Annotated in this window: 7 protein-coding genes; 6 read left to right on the top strand and 1 reads right to left on the bottom strand. The window is 71.4% G+C overall.

Features of this window, described 5'->3' with window-relative positions:
- Window position 1: 1 nt before the first annotated feature.
- The 5 genes from ACLQ29_RS01560 to ACLQ29_RS01540 all read left to right on the top strand — a co-directional run bounded on the left by ACLQ29_RS01560 (window position 2) and on the right by ACLQ29_RS01540 (window position 15,530).
- Complete coding sequence (locus ACLQ29_RS01560) at window positions 2-3,217, top strand: type I polyketide synthase (RefSeq protein ID WP_425769878.1); 3,216 nt, start codon at window positions 2-4, stop codon at window positions 3,215-3,217.
- Window positions 3,217-11,241: an amino acid adenylation domain-containing protein gene (locus tag ACLQ29_RS01555; protein WP_425769877.1), complete on the top strand. Its 8,025-nt coding sequence runs from the start codon at window positions 3,217-3,219 to the stop codon at window positions 11,239-11,241. Before ACLQ29_RS01560 ends, ACLQ29_RS01555 begins: the two co-directional genes overlap by 1 nt.
- The gene (locus tag ACLQ29_RS01550) at window positions 11,192-12,319 is read left to right on the top strand and encodes an LLM class flavin-dependent oxidoreductase (protein ID WP_425769876.1); all 1,128 of its coding nucleotides are present in this window, start codon (window positions 11,192-11,194) and stop codon (window positions 12,317-12,319) included. The genes ACLQ29_RS01555 and ACLQ29_RS01550 overlap by 50 nt, the downstream gene beginning before the upstream one ends.
- A gap of 11 nt (window positions 12,320-12,330) precedes the next feature.
- Complete coding sequence (locus ACLQ29_RS01545) at window positions 12,331-12,891, top strand: flavin reductase family protein (RefSeq protein WP_425769875.1); 561 nt, start codon at window positions 12,331-12,333, stop codon at window positions 12,889-12,891.
- 245 nt (window positions 12,892-13,136) lie between these two features.
- Window positions 13,137-15,530, top strand: a complete 2,394-nt coding sequence (locus tag ACLQ29_RS01540) for an AAA family ATPase (protein WP_425769874.1) — start codon at window positions 13,137-13,139, stop codon at window positions 15,528-15,530.
- Window positions 15,531-15,615: 85 nt separating this feature from the next.
- Here the strand turns inward: ACLQ29_RS01540 and ACLQ29_RS01535 are convergent, their stop codons facing one another.
- Window positions 15,616-16,587: a GNAT family N-acetyltransferase gene (locus ACLQ29_RS01535; RefSeq protein ID WP_425769873.1), complete on the bottom strand. Its 972-nt coding sequence runs from the start codon at window positions 16,585-16,587 to the stop codon at window positions 15,616-15,618.
- A gap of 94 nt (window positions 16,588-16,681) precedes the next feature.
- On the opposite strand from ACLQ29_RS01535, the gene ACLQ29_RS01530 reads away from it, so the two are divergent.
- Window positions 16,682-18,490, top strand: a complete 1,809-nt coding sequence (locus ACLQ29_RS01530) for a S9 family peptidase (protein WP_425769871.1) — start codon at window positions 16,682-16,684, stop codon at window positions 18,488-18,490.
- Window positions 18,491-18,837: the final 347 nt, after the last annotated feature.

Raw genomic sequence — 18,837 nt, 5'->3', positions numbered from 1 at the left:
GATGAGCTCCGACGAGCAACTCAAGGCCGCCCTGACCGTGATGCGCGACCTGCGCCGGAAGATCGACGACCTGGAGCGGTCCCGGCGTGAGGAGATCGCCATTGTCGGCATGTCCTGCCGGCTGCCCGGGGACGTCGACTCGCCGGAAGCCCTCTGGCACCTGCTCAACTCGAAGGTGGACGCGGTGACCGAGGTGCCCGCCTCGCGCTGGAGCACCGACGCGTTCTACGACCCGGACCCGAAGACGCCGGGGCGGATGACCGCACGACACGGCGGCTTCCTGTCCCGGGTGGACGAGTTCGACCCGTACTTCTTCGGCATCTCGCCGCGCGAGGCGCAGGACATGGATCCGCAGCAGCGGCTCTTCCTCGAGGTTGCCTGGGAGGCCATCGAGGACGCCGGCATGACCCGCGACCAGCTCCGCGGCAGCCCGACCGGCGTCTTCGTCGGCGCCAACGCCGGCGACTTCCTCCAGCTCCAGCTGCGGGATCCCGCGCGGATCGGCACCTACACCTCGGCCGGCGGCGCCAACTCGCTCATCCCGAACCGGCTCTCCTACCTGTACGACCTGCGCGGTCCCAGCATGACCGTGGACACCGCCTGCTCGTCAGCTCTGGTCGCGCTGCATCTGGCGGCTCAGTCGCTGCGGGCCGGTGAGTGTGACTCCGCCGTGGTCGGCGGCCTGAACCTGATGTTCTCGCCGACCACCACGCTCGGCTTCGCCAAACTCGACGCGCTCGCCCAGGACGGCCGGTGCAAGACCTTCGACTCCCGCGCCGACGGGTACGTGCGCAGCGAGGGCGTGACGGTCCTGATGGTCAAGCGGGTGTCCGACGCGCTCGCGGCGGGTGACCGGATCTGGGCGGTGCTACGGGGCAGCGCGGTCAACCAGGACGGCCTCACCAACGGGATCACCGCGCCGAACGGTAAGAGCCAGCGTGAGGTCATCACGCAGGCGCTGCGTAACGCCCGGCTGGACCCGGCCCGGGTGACGCTGATCGAGGCGCACGGCACCGGCACGGCGCTCGGCGACCCGATCGAGACCGAGGCGCTGCGCGAGGTGTACGGCGACCGGGACGGACCGCCGTGCGCACTGGGCTCGATCAAGTCCAACATCGGCCACGTCGAGGCGGGGGCCGGCCTGGCCGGTGTGCTCAAGGCGGTGCTGAGCATCCACGGCCGGGCGGTCGCGCCGAACCTGCACCTGCAGGTCCTCAATCCGCACATCGACCTGAACGGCAGTCGGTTCTTCATCCCGACCGAGCCGCAGCCGTGGGAGGTCGCCGACGACCACAGGTACGCCGCCGTCAGCGCGTTCGGGGCGGGTGGCACAAACGCCCACGCGATCCTCGGGCCGGTGCCGCCCGCCGAGCCCCGGCCCGCGCGGGCACCCGAGGAACTGCCGATGGTGCTGCCGATCTCCGCGCACACCCCCGAGGCGCTCACCGCGCTGACCGCCGCCTACCGGGACGCCCTGCGGGCACCGTGGACGGATGACCGGAGGTTCGGCGACGTGGCGTACACCGCGGCCACCCGGCGGACCCGGCACCCGCACCGGCTCGCGGTGGTGGCGGGGACCCGTCAGCAGGCCGCGGACCGGCTGACGGAGTGGCTCGACGCCGGACAGGCCCCGGGTGTGGTGACCGGCCGGGCCCGCGCCCAGGCTCCGCTCGGCCCGGTGTTCGCGTTCGCCGGGCACGGCACGCAGCGACCCGGCATGGGCCGCGAGCTGATGCGCGACTGCCCGGACTTCCGGGCCGCCGCCACCGAGTGCGACGAGGTGCTCGCGTCGATGCTCGGCAGGTCGGTGCTCACCGAGGTACACCGACCCGACCTGCGGGAACTTCCCGACGACGTCACCCTGATCCAGCCGGCGCTGTTCGCTCTCGGCGTCGCCCTGGCCGCGCGGTGGCGGGCCCACGGCGTCGAACCGGGGGTGATGCTCGGACACAGCACCGGGGAGATCACCGCGGCGTACGTCGCCGGCGCCCTGTCGCTCACCGACGCGGCCCGGATCATCTGCGTCCGGGCCGAACTGCTCGACCGGCTGCGCGGGGCTGGTTCGCTGCTTGTCGTCGGCCTGTCGATCGACGAGGCGGACGCACTGCTGGACGGGCGCCGCGACCGGGTCGGCGTGGCCGTCAGCAACAGTCCCCGCTCGACCGTGCTGTCCGGCGAGACGCCGGTGCTCGAGCAGATCGCCGACGAGCTGCGCGCCCGCAACGTCTTCTGCCGGGCGATGCCCAACTCGGTCGCCGGTCACGGCCCCCGGGTCGAGCCGCTGCGCGCGGAGTTCCTGGAGCGGCTCGCCGGTGTGCGGCCTCGGGCGGCGGAGATTCCGATCTACTCCACGGTCACCGGCAAGATTGGCGACGGCACCGACCTCGACGTCGACTACTGGTACCGCAACCTGCGCGAGCCGGTGCTCTTCTGGGACGCCCTGAACGGCCTGGTCGCCACCGGGCACGACACGGTCGTCGAGATCAGCCCGCACCCGATGCTGCTGAACGCGGTCGAGCAGGCATTCGAGGAGGCCGGGCGGGCGGGGTCCGGCATCGCCTCGATGCACCGCGAGGTGCCCGAGGCCGAGTCGGTGCCGCTCGGCCTGGCCGCGATGTTCGCCCGGGGTTCGTCGATCGCGCTGCCGGTCGCACCCGACGCGCGGTCGGTGCCGCTCCCGGCGTACGCCTGGCAGCGCGAACGGTTCCCACTGGGCGACGTGACCGCGATGTTCCGCACCGGACCCGTCGACGACGGCCCCGCCGTGGTCGAACCGGCGCCGTCGAGGCCGGAGCCGGACCACCAGCCCGCGGCGGACCTGCCCACCGATCCGTTCGCGCGCCGCGACGTCGTCCGGCGGGCGGTGGTCGACGCGGTCGCGGAGGTCCTGGCGTTCGACCCGAGGCGCATCGACGGCGAGGCCGGATTCTTCCAGCTCGGCATGGACTCGCTGATGGCGATCAAGGTGCGACGGCAGTTGGAGGCGCGCTTCCGGCTGCGCCTCGGGACCCCGGTGATGTTCGAGCACCCCACCGTCGACGCCCTCACCGACCACCTCACCGACCTGCTCGGTGAACCGACAGTTGGCGCCCCCGTGCACGTGTCGCCGCCGGATGACGCCGGCGAGCAGGCCATCGACGGGATGACCGAGCGTGAGCTCCTCGAGCTCCTCGGCGACGAGATTCGCACCGCGCAGCGGGCGAGAGGGAGCGAGTGATGACCGATGTGACCGACGAGCGGCAGCAGGTCCTGAGCCGCTCGATACGGGAGATCCGCCGACTGCGGTCCGAGCTGGAGTCCGCCCGGCAGGCCGCCACCGAGCCGATCGCCGTCATCGGGATGGCCTGCCGGATGCCGTCCGACGTGCGCGACCCGGAGGAGTTCTGGCAGTTCCTGCGCCGCGGCGGCGACGGTGTCAGAGACGTGCCCGACGACCGGTGGGACGCCGACGCCTTCCACGACCCGACAGGTCAGCGCCCGGGGACCAGCTACACCCGGCGCGGCGCCTTCCTGGACGACGTCGCGTCCTTCGACGCCGCCTTCTTCGGAGTCTCCCCGCGCGAGGCGCCGTGGCTCGACCCGCAGCAGCGCCTGCTCCTGGAGGTCAGCTGGTCCGCTCTCGAGGACGCCGGCCAGGCTCCGGACCGGCTCGCCGGCACGGAGACCGGCGTCTACCTGGGCATCACCAACTACGACTACTGCCAGGTCGAGATGCAGCAGGTCGCGCCGGCCGAGCTGGAGGCGCACTACGCGACAAGCAACGCCTCGACCTTCGCGGCCGGGCGGATCTCGTACTGGCTCGGGCTGAACGGGCCGAGCCTGTCGGTCGACACCTCGTGCTCCTCATCGCTTGTCGGCGTGCACCTGGCCGTGCAGGCGCTGCGGTCGGGGGAGTGCTCGATGGCGCTTGCCGGCGGCGTCAACGTGCTGCTGTCACCCGAGGTCTTCGTGGTGCTCAGCAAGACCGGCGCGCTCGCGCCGGACGGGGTGTGCAAGACCTTCGACAAGAAGGCCAACGGGTACGCCCGCGGCGAGGGCTGCGGCGTCGTCGTGCTCAAGCGGCTCAGCGACGCGCTCGCCGCCGGCGACCCGATCCAGGCGGTGATCCGTGGCTCGGCGGTCAACCAGGACGGCCGTAGCAGCGGACCGACCGTGCCCAACCCGAAGGCTCAGCAGGACGTCATCCGGCGGGCCGTGCGGTCGGCAGGTGTCGAGCCGAGCCAGATCGGCTATGTCGAGGCGCACGGCACCGGCACTCCGCTCGGCGACCCGATCGAGCTGCGTGCGCTCTCCGCCGTGCTCGGCGATCGTGGCGGGGCCGGTCCGCTGCGGGTCGGCTCGCTCAAGACCAACATCGGTCACCTCGAGCCGGCCGCGGGCATCGCGGGCCTGATGAAGGTGGTTCTCGCGCTGCGTCACGCCGAGATCCCGCCGCACCTGAACCTGTCCGAGGTCAACCCGGAGATCGACCTGGACGAGCTGGGCGTGACCATCCCGACCGAGGTGACCGCGTGGCCGGCCGGGCCGCGTCCCCGTGTCGGCGGTGTCAGCTCGTTCGGCGCCAGCGGCACCAACGCGCATGTCGTCATCGAGGAGGCGCCGCCGGTGACCTCCGAGCCGGCCGGGCCGGACCGTGGCTCGCACGTGCTCGTGCTCTCGGCCAAGACGCCGGCTGCCCTGGCCGAGCTGACCGAGGCGTACAGCGCTCGGCTGGCGGACGCGGCACCGCGGGAACTGGCCGACCTCTGCCACACGGCGGCGACCGGGCGTGCCCGGCTGCCGTACCGGGCCGCGGTGAGCGGCAGCACGCCGGGCGAGATCAGCCGGCGGCTGCGTGATTCCCGCCGCGCCGAAGGGCACGTCCCGGCCGGCGCGCGCCCCCGGGTCGCGTTCCTCTTCACCGGCCAGGGCTCCCAGTACGCGGCGATGGCGGGTGAGCTGTCCCGCACCGAGCCGGTCTTCAGGGCCGGCCTCGACGAGTGCGACGAGATTCTGCGCCCGCTGCTCGGCCGGCCGCTCGACGAGCTGTTGGCCGACGAACAGTTGGTACACCACACCGAGTACGCCCAGCCGCTGCTGTTCGCCGTCGAGTACGGCCTCGTCCAGCTCTGGACGTCCTGGGGCGTACGCCCCTCGGCGGTGCTCGGGCACAGCCTGGGCGAGCTGGTCGCGGCCTGTGTGGCCGGGGTCCTGCCGCTGGCCGACGGCCTGCGCCTGGCGGTGCGGCGCGGCGCCCTCATGGCGGAGCTGACCGAGCCCGGCGCGATGGCCGCGGTCTTCGCCGCGCGCGAGGTCGTCGACGCCGCCCTCGTGCCGTTCGCCGACCGGCTCTGCGTGGCCGCGGTCAACGGTCCGGAGAACTTCGTGGTCTCCGGCAGTGGGCCGGCGCTGGCCGAGCTGCTCACCGCGCTGGCCGAGCAGGGCGTACGGACCCGGCCGCTGAGCGGCGGCCGGGCCTTCCACTCGCCGCTGATGGACTCGGTCCTCGACCGGTTCGAGGAGGAGGCGGCCACTGTCGAGTACGCCCGCCCCCGGTTGACCCTGGTCTCCAACGTGACCGGTCGGCCCGTGGAGCAGATTGACGCGGCCTACTGGCGTGACCACATCCGTCGCCCGGTGGAGTTCGCGGCCGGGATCACCGCACTGCTCGACGACGGCTACGACACCTTCGTCGAGATCGGCCCGGCACCGACGCTGCTCGGGCTCACCCGCCGGATGACGATGGATCGACAGCTACGGCTGCTGCCCTCACTGCGTCCGCGCCACGACGACTGGGCGGTGCTGGCCGAGAGCCTTGCCGGCCTCTTCGTCGCGGGTTGCGACATCGACTGGGCGTCCTTCGACGCCGGGCGGGGTCGCCGCAAGGTCACCCTGCCGACCTATCCGTTCCAGCGGACCCGCTACTGGTTCTCGCGCAGTGCGACGCCCGTCGCGGCTCCACCGCCGGGCAACGGTCAGCCCGTCACCGGGCTGCTGGGGCCGCGCGTGCCGTCGCCGCTGGACGTCGCCCAGTTCGCCGGACGGCTCGCCATCGCCGACCACGGCTGCCTCGGCGACTGCGTGATGGACGGCCTTCCGGTGGTCAACATCGGCGTCTACCTGGAGAGCGCCTTCGCCGCCGTCCGGCAGACCGGCGGGGTCGCCGGGGCGCTGGTCGCGGAGGGAACGCTTGTCCTACAGGGCCTCGTCCTCGATCACGACACCCCGACCGCCACCCAACTGCTGCTGGAGCGCGACGGCGGGTACCGCTACTACGCCGCTGACGGCTCGTCGTGGGTGTTGCACGCGCAGGGCCGGGTACGTGCCGACGAGACCCTGGCGAACCCGGCCGACGGCGAGGCGCACCGGGCGGACGTACGGTCGGGGCTCGGCGGCGAGATGTCCGGTGACGACTTCTACCAGAGGCTGTGGCGGCGCAAGCTCTACCTCGGCCCGTCCGCCCGCTGGATCGAGCGGATCTGGCATGGCGGGTCCGAGACCATCGCCCAGATGCGCGCCCCGCGCGACGGCGAGGCGGACGCCTACCTGCTGCACCCGGGTCTGGTCGACGCCATGTTCCAGGTGCTGTTCGCCTGCCTGCCGGCGGAAGCGCCGGCCGACGCGGCGTACGCCCTGGTTGGCGTCGACCGATTCGTATTCCACGGCGGGGCAGCCGGGCCGCTCTACTGTCGCGCCACCCTGTTGCCGGAGACGGACCCGGAGTCGACGCTTGTGGCCCGGGTCCGACTGGAGGACGCAGCCGGGCGGATCGTGGTCGACGCGAGCGGCGTGGTGGCCAAGCGGGCCGGGCGCGGCGCCATGTTGCGTGAGGGGGCGGAGCGTCCGGCGGCCGAGCCGTACCGTGCGGTTCCCGCGCCGGCCCGCGCCGGCGCCACGGAGTTCGCGACCGCCACCCCGGCGGACCGGCCGGCCGTGCTGCTGTCGATCCTGCGCCGATCCGTCGCCGGTGCCCTGCGCGCCGTCCCCGACGATCTCGACGTCCACGAGCCGCTGTCGCAACTGGGCCTCGACTCGCTGATGGCGCTGGAGGTCAAGGAGTCGCTCTCGGCTGAGCTGGGCCTCGCCCTTCCGCTCGTCGCGTTCCTCGACGGCAGCAGCATCGCCAAGCTCGGCGACCTCGTGCTGCCCATGCTCGGCGAGCCGGTCAGGACCACGGACCAGCCCGCGCCGCCGGCCCAACTGCCGGCGCTGGTCGCCGACGACGAGGCCCGGTACGACGCGTTTCCGCTCACCGACCTGCAACAGGCCTACCTGGTCGGTCGCTCCGACGCCTTCGCGCTGGGGCGGATCTCCACGTACTTCTACCTGGAGGTCGACCTGACCGGCACCGACCTGGGCCGGGTGGAGGACGCCTGGAACGCGATGATCGCGCGGCACGACATGCTCCGCGCGATCGTCACGCCGGAGGGCTGGCAGCGGGTGCTGGCCGATGTCCCGACCTATCGGATCGCGATCACCGACCTGGCCGGCGCCGACGAGCGGACGCGCACGGCCCACCTGGCCGAGGTGCACGACGCGATGAAGTACCAGGTGCTCGACGCCGCGACCTGGCCGATGTTCGACATCCGCGCGACCGTGCTCGCCCCCGGCCGGATCCGCCTGCACCTGGGGATGGACGCGCTGATCGCCGATGCCTGGAGCACGTCGGTGGTGTTCTCCGAGTGGGCGACCGCGTACCGGGACGGGGCCGAGGCGCTGCCGCCGATCGGCGTGCGATTCCGCGACTACGTCCTGGCGGCGCGGGCCCTCGAGGACGGCCCGCAGTTCCGTGACTCGCTCGAGTACTGGCTCGACCGGGTGCCGACCCTGCCACCGGCTCCGGAGCTGCCGCTCGCCGTCGCGCCCGACGCCATCGAACGGCCCGAGTTCACCCACCGCTCCGGCGGCCTCACCGCCTCGGAATGGGCGAGCTTCAAGGAGTACGCCGCGGCGGCGGGCGTCACCCCCTCCGCGGCCCTGTGCAACGCGTACGCCCAGGTCCTCGCCGGGTGGAGCAAGTCCAGCCGGTTCACCCTCAACGTGCTCTTCTTCAACCGGGTTCCGCTGCACCCGGACGTGCCCAAGGTGGTCGGCAACTTCACCTCGACGACGCTGCTCGAGGTCGACGCCACCGCGACCGACAGTTTCGACGCGCGGGTCGACCGGCTGCAGAAGCAGCTCTGGAGTGACCTCGAGCACAGCCATGTGAGCGGCGTCCGGGTCCTGCGGGAACTACACCGCGCCCGTGGTGGCGCACGTCCGGTGACCTTCCCCGTCGTCTTCGCCAGCACCGTCAACTTCGGTGCGCGGGAGAATCCGGGGGCGGCCACCGGTCTCACCCACCCGATCATGCAGATGGGCGAGGACGGCGTCGAGCGTTGGACGTCGGTGCGTACGCCACAGGTCTGGCTCGACCACCAGGTCATCGAGGAAGCCGGCGGCGTGGTCCTCAACTGGGACTCGGTGGACGAGCTCTTCCCACCCGGCCTGGTCGACGCGATGTTCGCCGCGTACCTCGGACTGGTGCGCGAGCTGGCCGCGGACGGCGTCGCCTGGCGTCGCCCGGCGGCCGTGCTGACGCCGGAGGCGGATCTGGAGGCGCAGCGGCGGGCGAACGACACCGGCGGACCGCGGCCGGCCGGCCTCCTCCAGGACGGTTTCCTCGAGCAGGTGCGGACCGCGCCCGGACGCACCGCCGTCATCGCCGCCGGACGTGAGTTGACCTACGGCGACCTGGGTGAGCTGGCGAACCGGCTGGCGAACTGGCTGCGTGAGCAGGGCGCCGGCGCGGGTTGCCTGGTCGGCGTCGTCATGGAGAAGGGCTGGGAACAGGTCGCGGCGGTCCTCGGCACCTTGCAGGCCGGGGCCGCCTACGTGCCGATCGACGCGGGTGTCCCGGCGGAGCGGTTGCGGCTGCTCATCGAGACGGCCGGCATCGGCTGTGTGCTGACCCAGTCCTGGGTCGAGGCCGAGGCGCGGTGGCCGGACGGGGTCGCGGTGCTGGCGGTGGACGGTGCCCGGGTGGCCGACTTCCCGGCCGAGGCGCCGTCGCCGGCAACCGCTCCCGACGATCTCGCCTACGTCATCTTCACCTCGGGCTCGACCGGTCTGCCCAAGGGCGTGATGATCGAGCACGCCGCCGCGCTGAACACCATCGCGGACATCAACGAGCGGTATGCGGTGACCGGCGACGATCGGGTTCTCGCGTTGTCCGCGCTCAACTTCGACCTCTCCGTCTACGACATCTTCGGCCTGCTGGCGGTCGGCGGCGCGATCGTGCTGCCGGAGCCGTCGGCGCACCGGGAGCCGGCGCGTTGGGCCCAGCTGGTGACCGCGCACCGGGTGACCATCTGGAACAGCGTGCCCACCCTCATGCAGATGTTCACCGAGTTCGCCGCCGGCAGCGGAACGGACTGGCCGCTGCGGGTGGTGATGATGAGTGGTGACTGGATCCCGGTGACCCTGCCGGCGCGGATCCGCGAGCTGCTGCCCGCGGCGCAGGTGTGGAGCCTCGGCGGGGCGACCGAGGCGGCGATCTGGTCGATCCGCTATCCGATCGACGAGGTCGATCCGTCCTGGACGTCGGTCCCGTACGGCAAGCCGATGCGCAACCAGCGGTTCCACGTGCTGAACGAGGCGATGCAGCCGTGCCCGACACTTGTCGCCGGGCAGCTCTACATCGCCGGCGCGGGCCTGGCCCGCGGCTACCTGAACGACGAGTCGAAGACCCGGGTGAGCTTCCGCCGGCACCCGGCCACCGGTGAGCGGTTGTACCGCACCGGTGACCTGGGCCGCTACCTGCCGGGCGGCGACATCGAATTCCTCGGCCGGGAGGACTTCCAGGTAAAGGTGCAGGGCTACCGGATCGAGCTCGGCGAGATCGAGGCGGCGTTGCTGCGACTGCCGGAGGTCGCCGCGGCGGCGGTCACCGCCGCCGGCGACCGGGAGAACAAGCGGCTGATCGGGTACGTGGTGCCAGCCGGTGCCGGGCTCGACGAGGAGTCTCTGCAAGCGGCGCTGCGGGAGAGCCTGCCCGGGTACATGGTGCCGCCACGCATCCTCGTCCTCGACGACCTGCCGTTGAGCGCCAACGGCAAGGTCGACAGGTCCGCGTTGCCGGCACCGGGCGAGGCCGAGGCCGATGGCCAGGTCGTGGCGCCGGCCGACGACGTGGAGGCGTGCCTGGCGGAGATCTGGAGCGGGTTCTTCGACGTGCCCGAGATCAGCGTCCTGGCCGGTTTCTTCGACCTGGGCGGCAACTCGCTGCTCGCGGTCCGGATGATGGCCCAGGTGCGCAGCCGGCTCGGTCGGCGGCTGCCGCTCTCCGCCCTGTTCGCGCACCCGACGATCCGTGACCTGGCCCGGGTGCTGCGCGAGACGGAGGGGGACGCGGAGCGGCTCGCGTTGGTGCCGATCCGGCCGGGCGGGGAGCGTACGCCCCTGTTCCTGATCCACCCGGTCGGCGGCGACGTGCTCTGCTACGCCGACCTGGCCCGGCTGCTCCCGGCGGACCAACCGTTGTTCGGTCTCCAGGTCCCGGACGCGCCGTCGCCGCTGTCGTCGGTGCGCGCGCTTGCCGCGCACTACGCCGAGGCGGTCCGGCAGGCGGCTCCCGACGGACCCGTCCACATCGGAGGCTGGTCGATGGGCGGCGTGCTCGCGCTCGAGGTGGCGTCCCTGCTGCGCGAGGCCGGACGTACGGTCGGCCTGGTCGCGGTCATCGACCTGATCGAGCCGCCCGGCCCCGCAGCCGAGACGGTGGCCGAGGCCGACCTGTACGCCTGGCTCGCCCGCGATCTGGCCGGGCTCGCCGGCACCGGCTGGACGCCCGATGCCTACCTCTTCGAAACCGCCGACCCGCTGGGCACGCTGCTCGACGCCGGACGGGCGGCGGGCGTGCTGCAGGACGACGTCGACCGCGACGCGCTCGGCCAGATCGCCGAGCGGTTCCGGCGCAACTCGCGGGCGCTGATCGAGCACTCACCCCGCCCGTATGACGGCCCGGTGTTGTTCCTGCGGGCGACCGGCGGCGCGACGGTCGAGACCGCCGGCCGATGGCTCGACCTCTGTTCGCCAGGTTCCACGCTCGCGGATCTCCCGGGCGACCACTACTCCCTGATGCAGGCACCTCACCTAGAGGTTCTCGCGGCCAGTCTGTGCGCGGCACTGGCTGTTGGCCAGTCCGCCAACCACCACAACGAGAGGAACTCTCATGCAGCTCAAGTTCGGCGCGTTCATGGCACCCTTCCACCGGCTCGGTGAGGACCCGACCGGCGCCCTGAGCCGCGACCTGGAACTCGTGGAGTGGCTCGACACACTGGGCTACGACGAGATCTGGGTGGGCGAGCACCACTCCGGAGGCTGGTCGCCGATCTCATCACCCGAGCTCTTCCTGGCCAACGCGGCTGCCCGGACCCGCCAGATCAAGCTCGGTACCGGCGTGGTGAGCCTGCCCTACCACCACCCGCTGATGGTGGCCGAGCGGATCATGCTGCTCGACCACCTGAGCCGGGGTCGGGCGATGCTCGGGGTGGGAGCCGGCATCAACCCGGCCGACGCGTACATGATGGGCATCGCCGCGGGGGACCAGCGGCGGATGATGGCCGAGTCGCTGCAGGCTGTCGTCCAACTGCTCGAGGGCACCGAACCGGTCAACTGCAAGACCGACTGGTTCGAGCTGCGCGACGCCGCCGTCCAGCTCCGCCCCTACCGCCGGCCGGCCCTGGACATCGCTGTGGCCAGCCCGGGGTCCGAGCGGGGTATGCGGTTGGCCGGCCGCTATGGCGTCGGCGCGCTCACCTTCGCCGGCCGCCCCGGGGTGCCGGACGCCCCGCTCGACGGCCTCTGGCTGGCCACCGAGGACGAGGCGAACAAGTACGACAAGACCGTGGATCGCGCCAACTGGCGGGTTGCCATCTGCGTGCACGTCGCGGAGACCCGGGAGGAGGCGCTGAACCAGGTCCGCCCGGGCATGACCCGCTGGTACCAGGAGTACGTGCGGGAGACGATCGGGGCGCCGGCCGTGCTCACAATGGGCTGCGAGGTCGACGAGTGTCAGGAGCAGAAGACCGTCATCATCGGCTCGGTCGACGACGTCATCGAGGGCATCCACCATCTCTACGAGGAGACGGGTGGCTTCGGCACGCTGCTGATCAACACCCACGACTGGGCGGCACGGGAGCAGGTACTGCACAGCTTCGACCTGTTCGCCCGCTATGTGGCACCGCACTTCACCGGTGCGCTGAGCGGCCTGCAGGCCTCCCAGCAGTGGATGGCCACCAACCGGGCCGATTTTTCCGCTCAGGGGCGCGAGGCCGCCAAGGCCGCCCCGGTCAGCTGAGGGGAGCACCCATGTCAGCCGAGGGCGTCGCGGAGCAGCTGGTCGCACCGTCTGTGGACGGCCAGACGTTCCGCGACGCGATGGCCCTGCTGGCCGCCCCGATAACGGTCGTGACCTTCAGCGATCACACCGGCCGCCGCTGGGGTTTCACCGCCAGTTCTGTGACCTCCGTCTCCCTCGACCCACCGTTGATCACGGTGGGTATCGCACACACCTCCAGTTGCTACCGGGCCCTCGCGGTAGCGCCGGAGTTCGTCGTCAACGTGCTCTCCGACCGTCACCGGGCGGTGGCCACCCGGTTCGCCGCCCGGGGCTTGGACCGGTTCGCCGAGGGTGGCTTCGTCCGCTGGCCCGACTCGATGCTGCCGTACCTGGCCGACGCTCACCTCCTGCTGCGCTGCCGGCCCACCCAGTTGGTGCCGGTGGGTGATCACGACCTGCTGGTCGGCACGCCGACCGAGGTCCGCATGTCCGACCCCGGAAAACCGCTGGTCTGGTACCGCAGGGACTTCCACATTGTCGAAGATCATTGTCCGATTTCCGTCAACGGCCCGGCCGGTAGCGGGTACTAATCAGAAATCTAGTAATTGAAGGGGTGTTAATCGCACGCTTCCTGGTCTTTACTTATCAGTCATTTCCCCCGTTCCCGCACCTGTGACAAGCAGCTTGTCTCGGATCCGCCCCCTGTGGTATAGTCGTGCCGTTAATGCGGACAGTAATTACTTCGTAACTTTCAGCATTGCTGGAATTGAATGGAGACACAACTAAATACCTCTTATAGAAAGAGCCACATCAGTCCGTACGGGGGGGCGAACAGTTGAGTGGTGCGAAAGTCAATATCGGGTGTCTGGAAAAGCTGATCGCGGTGTACGACGGCACCAGGGAGGCCGGCGCGGCAGTCGTCGTCGAGGGGGACGTCGGCAGTGGGAAGACGGCGCTCCTCTCCACCCTGGCCGCGCACGCCCGCGAACGTGGCGCGACCGTGCTGCGAGCGGTCGCGTCCCGGGCCCAGGGAGGTGTGCCACTCGGAGTCTTCCGCCAGCTCGCGGACGGTCTGCGGGTGCCCCGGCGGCGGGCCGAGTTCGAGCGTCTGCTGGACGACGCCGGTCTGGCTGGCGCTGCCCAGTCCGACGGCTCGGACGACCGGCTCGTCTCCGAAGCCCGGGTGGGCGCCGCCATCGAAGGCGTCGGCCGCGTCCTGTTCCGGACCGCCGAGAGCAAGCCGATCGTCATCCTCATTGACGATGTTCACCACGCGGACTTCGCCTCGCTGCGCTGCCTTGCCTATCTCACACGCAGGCTCACCGCCGCCCAGATCCTGCTGGTGATGACCAATTGTCGCGGCCTGCAGCCTCTGCACCCGCTCATCCATGCCGACGTGCTTCGTGGCAGTGGCGAGCGGATCGTCCTTCAGTTGCTTTCCCTGCTTAATGTGGGTGAACTGTTGGCGGAGCGGCTCGACGGCGCGGTCGCGCCCAGCCTCGCCTGCGCGGTGCGGGCCGCTACCGGAGGCAACCCGCTGCTGGTCAACGCCCTCATCGAGGACTGCCGTTCCGGCCCCTCCCGACCGTACGAGTTGTATGCCGCCGACGAGTTCGCCCGGGCGGTGCTCGGGTGCCTGTGTCGCCTCGACGCCGAGACCATCCAGGTGGCCCACGCGGTCGCGCTGCTGGACAATCCCGACAGCGAGGCGATCCTGCCCCGACTGCTCGACTGTCCCAACGACGTCGTCGGCCAGGCCCTCAGCACACTGGAGAACGTCGGGGTCGTGCACCGGCTCCGGTTCCGCCACCCGAGGGCGCGCACCGCGGTGCTCAGCAGCCTGAGCCGCGCGGTCCGCTGCGAGCTGCACTGCCGGGCAGCCACCCTGCTGCACCAGCACTCCGCGGCTGCTGCCGTCGTCGCGCCCCACCTCGCCTCGGCCGACCAGAAGTACGACTCCTGGGCCATCCCACTCATGCACGAGGCCGCCGAGCAGGCGCTGGCCGACGAGGATCTCGAGCTCGCACAGAACTACCTGCACCTCGCGTTCGACCGCTGCGACGACGTCGGTCAACGGGCCACCACCCAGTTCGCGCTGATGGCCACCGAGTGGTGGATCAACCCGGCGGTCGCCGCCCGCCATCTCGACGAGGTGCTGGCCGCCGCCCGTGCCGGGCAGCTGAGCTGGCGCGAGGGCGTCAAGGTCGCCGATCATCTGCTCTGGCAGGGCCGCACCGACGACACGATCACCCTGATGGAGGGTCTGCAGCTCGCCGACGACTCCGACGGTCAACTGGGCCGTGCGCTGCAAAACCTCTGTCGCTCGGTCCAGCACGTCTTCCCCGGCCTGGCCGCGCGGCTGGGCTCGGGCACGATCGACCCGGTAGGGGTCACCTCGCCCGCCGGCGAGGAGGCGATCTGGGGCCTCCGCGAGTTCCTGCTCGCCCAACGCCTCGACAACCACCTGCTGGGCCGGACGCTCGGCGCGCTCGGCGCGCTCTTCACCTCCAACGGCCCGCTCGACGCCGTGCACGAGGTGATCGATAAGGGGGACTGGCTCACCCGGGCGCCGACCTGGCGGGCGGTGGCCGCCGCAATCCGGGCCGAGGTCGCGTTCCGGATGGGCGCGCCGGCCGAGGCGCGGCTGCACGCGCAGAACGCGCTCGTGCTGATGCCGCCGCGCGGTTGGGGCGTGGCGATCGGCGCACCGCTCACCACGCTCATCAACGTCGCGCTCGAGTCGCGCTGGCCCGAGGACGCCGCCGAGTTCGTCAGCGTCCCGGTGCCGACGGCGATGCTTCGGTCGACCCTGGGCTGGCGCTACCTCTCCGCCCGCGGCCGGTTCTGTCTGGCCACCGGGCGCCGGCAGGAGGCGCTCTCCGACTTCCAGGCGGCCCACGAACTGGCCGCCGCACTGGACCTGGGCGGCGCCCGGCAGGCGTCGGCGCCAAACGGCGACAACCTGGCCGGCCTCATCCCGCGGCAGCGCTCCGCGGAGTCGCACCCGGACGTCGACATGCCGTCCCCGGTCGGGCGGCTCAGCGACGCCGAACGCCGGGTCGTGCGGCTCGCGGCGCTCGGTCGCACCAACCGGCTCATCGCCAACGAGCTCTTCGTGACGATCAGCACGGTCGAGCAGCACCTCACCCAGGCGTACCGCAAGCTCGGTGTGCCCGGCCGCAGTCACCTGCACGCAATCCTCGAGTTGGGCAACCAACTGGCCGGCTGACCCGGTCACGGGTGCACCGCACCGCGTCCCAGCAGGCGGGCGTGGCTCCCCACACACACCGGCTGGTCGAGGATCGCCCAAGGCGTCACCCGGCGGCGAGCCGTCGCATCAGCACCGCGTGCCCGCGTCCCGATTCGGTGAAGCCGAGCCCGCGGTACAGCGCCAGGGCCGGCTGGTTGGTGTCGCTCACCTGGAGTCGCAACCGGCGGTAGCCCGATGACCGGGCCTGGTGCAGGGCCCGCACGATCATCGCGGTGGCCAGGCCGTGGCGGCGCCAGGGCTGTCGGGTGCCGAGGCAGTGCAACAGCGCGGTCGGGTCGTCCGTGCCCTCGTCGGCAAGCGCGAACAGGAAGGCCGCGACCGCGTTGTCCGCCCGGCTCTCCTCGGCGAGCAGCAGGCAGGAGAGGTCCGGGAGGAACCGCGGGTGCGCGACGGCGTGCTGCGGCCACGTGCGCTGGTCCGGCCGGACCGCCGCCGGGCTGTCCGCGTAGGCCTCGTTGTGGGCCAGCCGGGTGAGTTCCTCGTACCGCGCGTCGACGGGCTCCAGCACCAGACCGGGCGGCAACGCCACGGTGGGCGGCGACTCCGGCACCGCCAGGACGAGGTCGCGTTCGTGCCGGGCCGGCGTGAAGCCCTCCTCGACAAGCAGCCGGTGCCCGGCCTCGTCGTTCTCGGCGCACCGGGTACCGAGCACGGCCGCCCGTGCCGTTCCGCCGGCCCGCCGCACCTGCTCGGCCCGTTCGATGAGCCACCGGTGCAGCTCCGTGCGGACGTCGCCCGGCAGTTCGGGATGGGCCACGGCCGTCAGCCGGAGCCGGCGTACGCCATCGGCCTCCCCCATGTCGGCGACCTCCGCGTACGCGGCGACGGCTCCGTCGTCAGCTACGCCGACAACCGTGTGCCGAGCAAGGTCGGGCCCGAGAGTCGCCAGCCGCAGGTGGACGTCCTCGGGGCGTTGATCGAGGCCGACGGGCGCGCTCGCCTCGGCCCGTCGAAAGAGAGCCGCCAGCGGCTCCGCGTCGTCCAGGGTGGCCGGCATCCAATCGAGGATCTTCATCGATGGGCATCTTATCCAGGTGCTGCCCAGGATGGGATCGGCCGTGGGCCATCGACCGAACGACCGAGGACATCGAGTGTCTAGGATCTCCTTCATGCCCGGATACCGCGACTTTCAGTCAGGCCTGAGATTCCTGCCGACGCTGGTCATCGCCCCCGACGGTAGCCAGATCGCCTACGTCGACGACCGAAACGGCCAGTTCAACCTGGTCACGCAGTCCTTGTCGGACGGCGCCACCCGTCGGTTGACCGCCAACACCGACTCGACAGTCCGCAGGGTTGCCTGGCACCCCGGCGGCGAGTGGCTGTTGTACCTGGCCGATGACCACGGGGACGAGAAGACGCAACTGCACCGGATTGCCGCCGACGGCGGGGACCCGGTGCGGCTCACCGACGTGCCGGACGTGCAGTTCTCCGCGGCCGAAGGTAATCCGTTCTCTCCCGACGGCAGGTTCGTCGCGTACTGCGGCAACGATCGGACCCCCGCCGACCAGGACGTGCTGGTCCTCGACGTGGCGTCCGCCGAGGTGCGCCGGGTGTACGCGGGCGGTGGCAGGACGTTTCCCGGCTACTGGTCTCCCGACGGGACCAGGCTCACCGTCGCCGAGTGGCGGACCACGAACAGCGACCACCTCGTGTACGTGGCCGCCCTGGACGGCGCCGAGCCCCGTTCGCTGACGTCGCGCGACGGTGTGGCGACGTACTGGTTGGGCCCGTGGCTGCCGGACGGCAGCGGCTTCCTGGTCATGTCGAACTTCGAACGGGAGTTCACCGGTCTGGCCGTGATGGACGCGGACACCGGCGCCCTCACCTGGCTGGACACCCCGGACTGGGAGGTGCAGGAAGTCGCCCTCTCCGCTGATGGGCGGGTGCTGGTCTGGAACGTCAATGTCGACGGCCTCTGCCAACTGCGCGGTCGTGACCTCGGCACCGGCGACGACATCCGGATGCCGGAACTGCCCGCCGGGGCGGCGACGGGCCTCACCGTCTCGGCCGACGGGCGCTTCGTCGTGCTCCGATTCTCGACGGCGACACAGCCGTGGAACATCCTCCTGATCGAACTCGACACCGGCGAACTCCGATGGCTCAGCGACGCTCGGCCGGTCGCGGCCGACCCTGCCACATTCGTCGCGCCGACGTTGGTCCGCTATCCAGCCGGCGACGGCCGCCAGATTCCCGGCTTCCTCTACCGTCCCGAGGGTCAGGAGTCAGCCGGTGTCCTGATCTCGGTGCACGGTGGTCCGGCGTGGCAGGAGCTGCCGGTCTACATGTACGACGGCTTCTACCAGTACCTGCTCGCGCACGGGGTCGGCGTCTTCGCCCCGAACATCCGCGGCTCGCTCGGATATGGCCGTGCCTACTCGGACCTGGTGAACCGTGACTGGGGTGGCGGCGATCTGACGGACCTCGCCGACGCGGTGGCCTTCCTGCGAAGCCAGGACTGGGTCGATCCGGCCCGCATCGGGATCATGGGCGCGTCGTACGGCGGTTTCGCGGTCCTGTCCTGCCTCAGCCGGCTGCCGGAGCTGGACTGGGCCGCCGGCGTCGACCTGTACGGGCCGAGCAACCTCGTCACCCTGGCGAAGGCTTCGCCTCCGACGTGGCGTTCGTTGGTGGCCGCGGTGATCGGCGACCCGGAAGCGGACGCGGACCGGCTGATGGCCCGCTCACCGGTCACCCACGCGGACCAGATCCGGGCCCCGTTGCTTGTCATCCAGGGGGCCAACGATCCCCGGGTGCCGCAGCACGAGAGCGATCAGATCGTGCAGCGGTTGCGGTCGCGCGGCGTGGAGGTGCGGTACGAGATCTTCGAGGACGAGGGCCACGGCCTGCTCCGCCGGGACAACCAGGCCAAGGCATTCGCGGACGCGGGCGAGTTTCTGGTCAAGCATCTCGGTCACTGACGCCGGCTCGGTCGGCCGACGGCACGCCCACAGGTGAGGCGCGACCGTCGGCCGACCGGGTCATCCGACCTGGCCCCCGACCATGTGCTCAGACTGGCCGACGCGCGGAGGCTCGCTCGGCCTCGGTGAAGCTGCTCAGCGCTCCGGCGCGCACCAGTCGCAGCTCACCGAACCGACGACGGTGGGCTTCGCCCCCGTCGCCGACGTCGAGGCCATCTGCGGAGCGGAGACGGACAGAGCCACGGCGAAAACAGCTGCCGCGGCAGCGATGTGCTTCCTCAAAACTGCTCTCCAATGCCGATCACCAAATGGACGGCAGAATCCTAGCGTCTATGTCTTCGACCGTG

Source organism: Micromonospora sp. DT228 (assembly GCF_049841595.1).
Classification (GTDB): Bacteria; Actinomycetota; Actinomycetes; order Mycobacteriales; family Micromonosporaceae; genus Micromonospora.
Note: the sequence above shows the minus strand (reverse complement) of the source record. Positions and strands in the feature narration are given on the sequence as shown.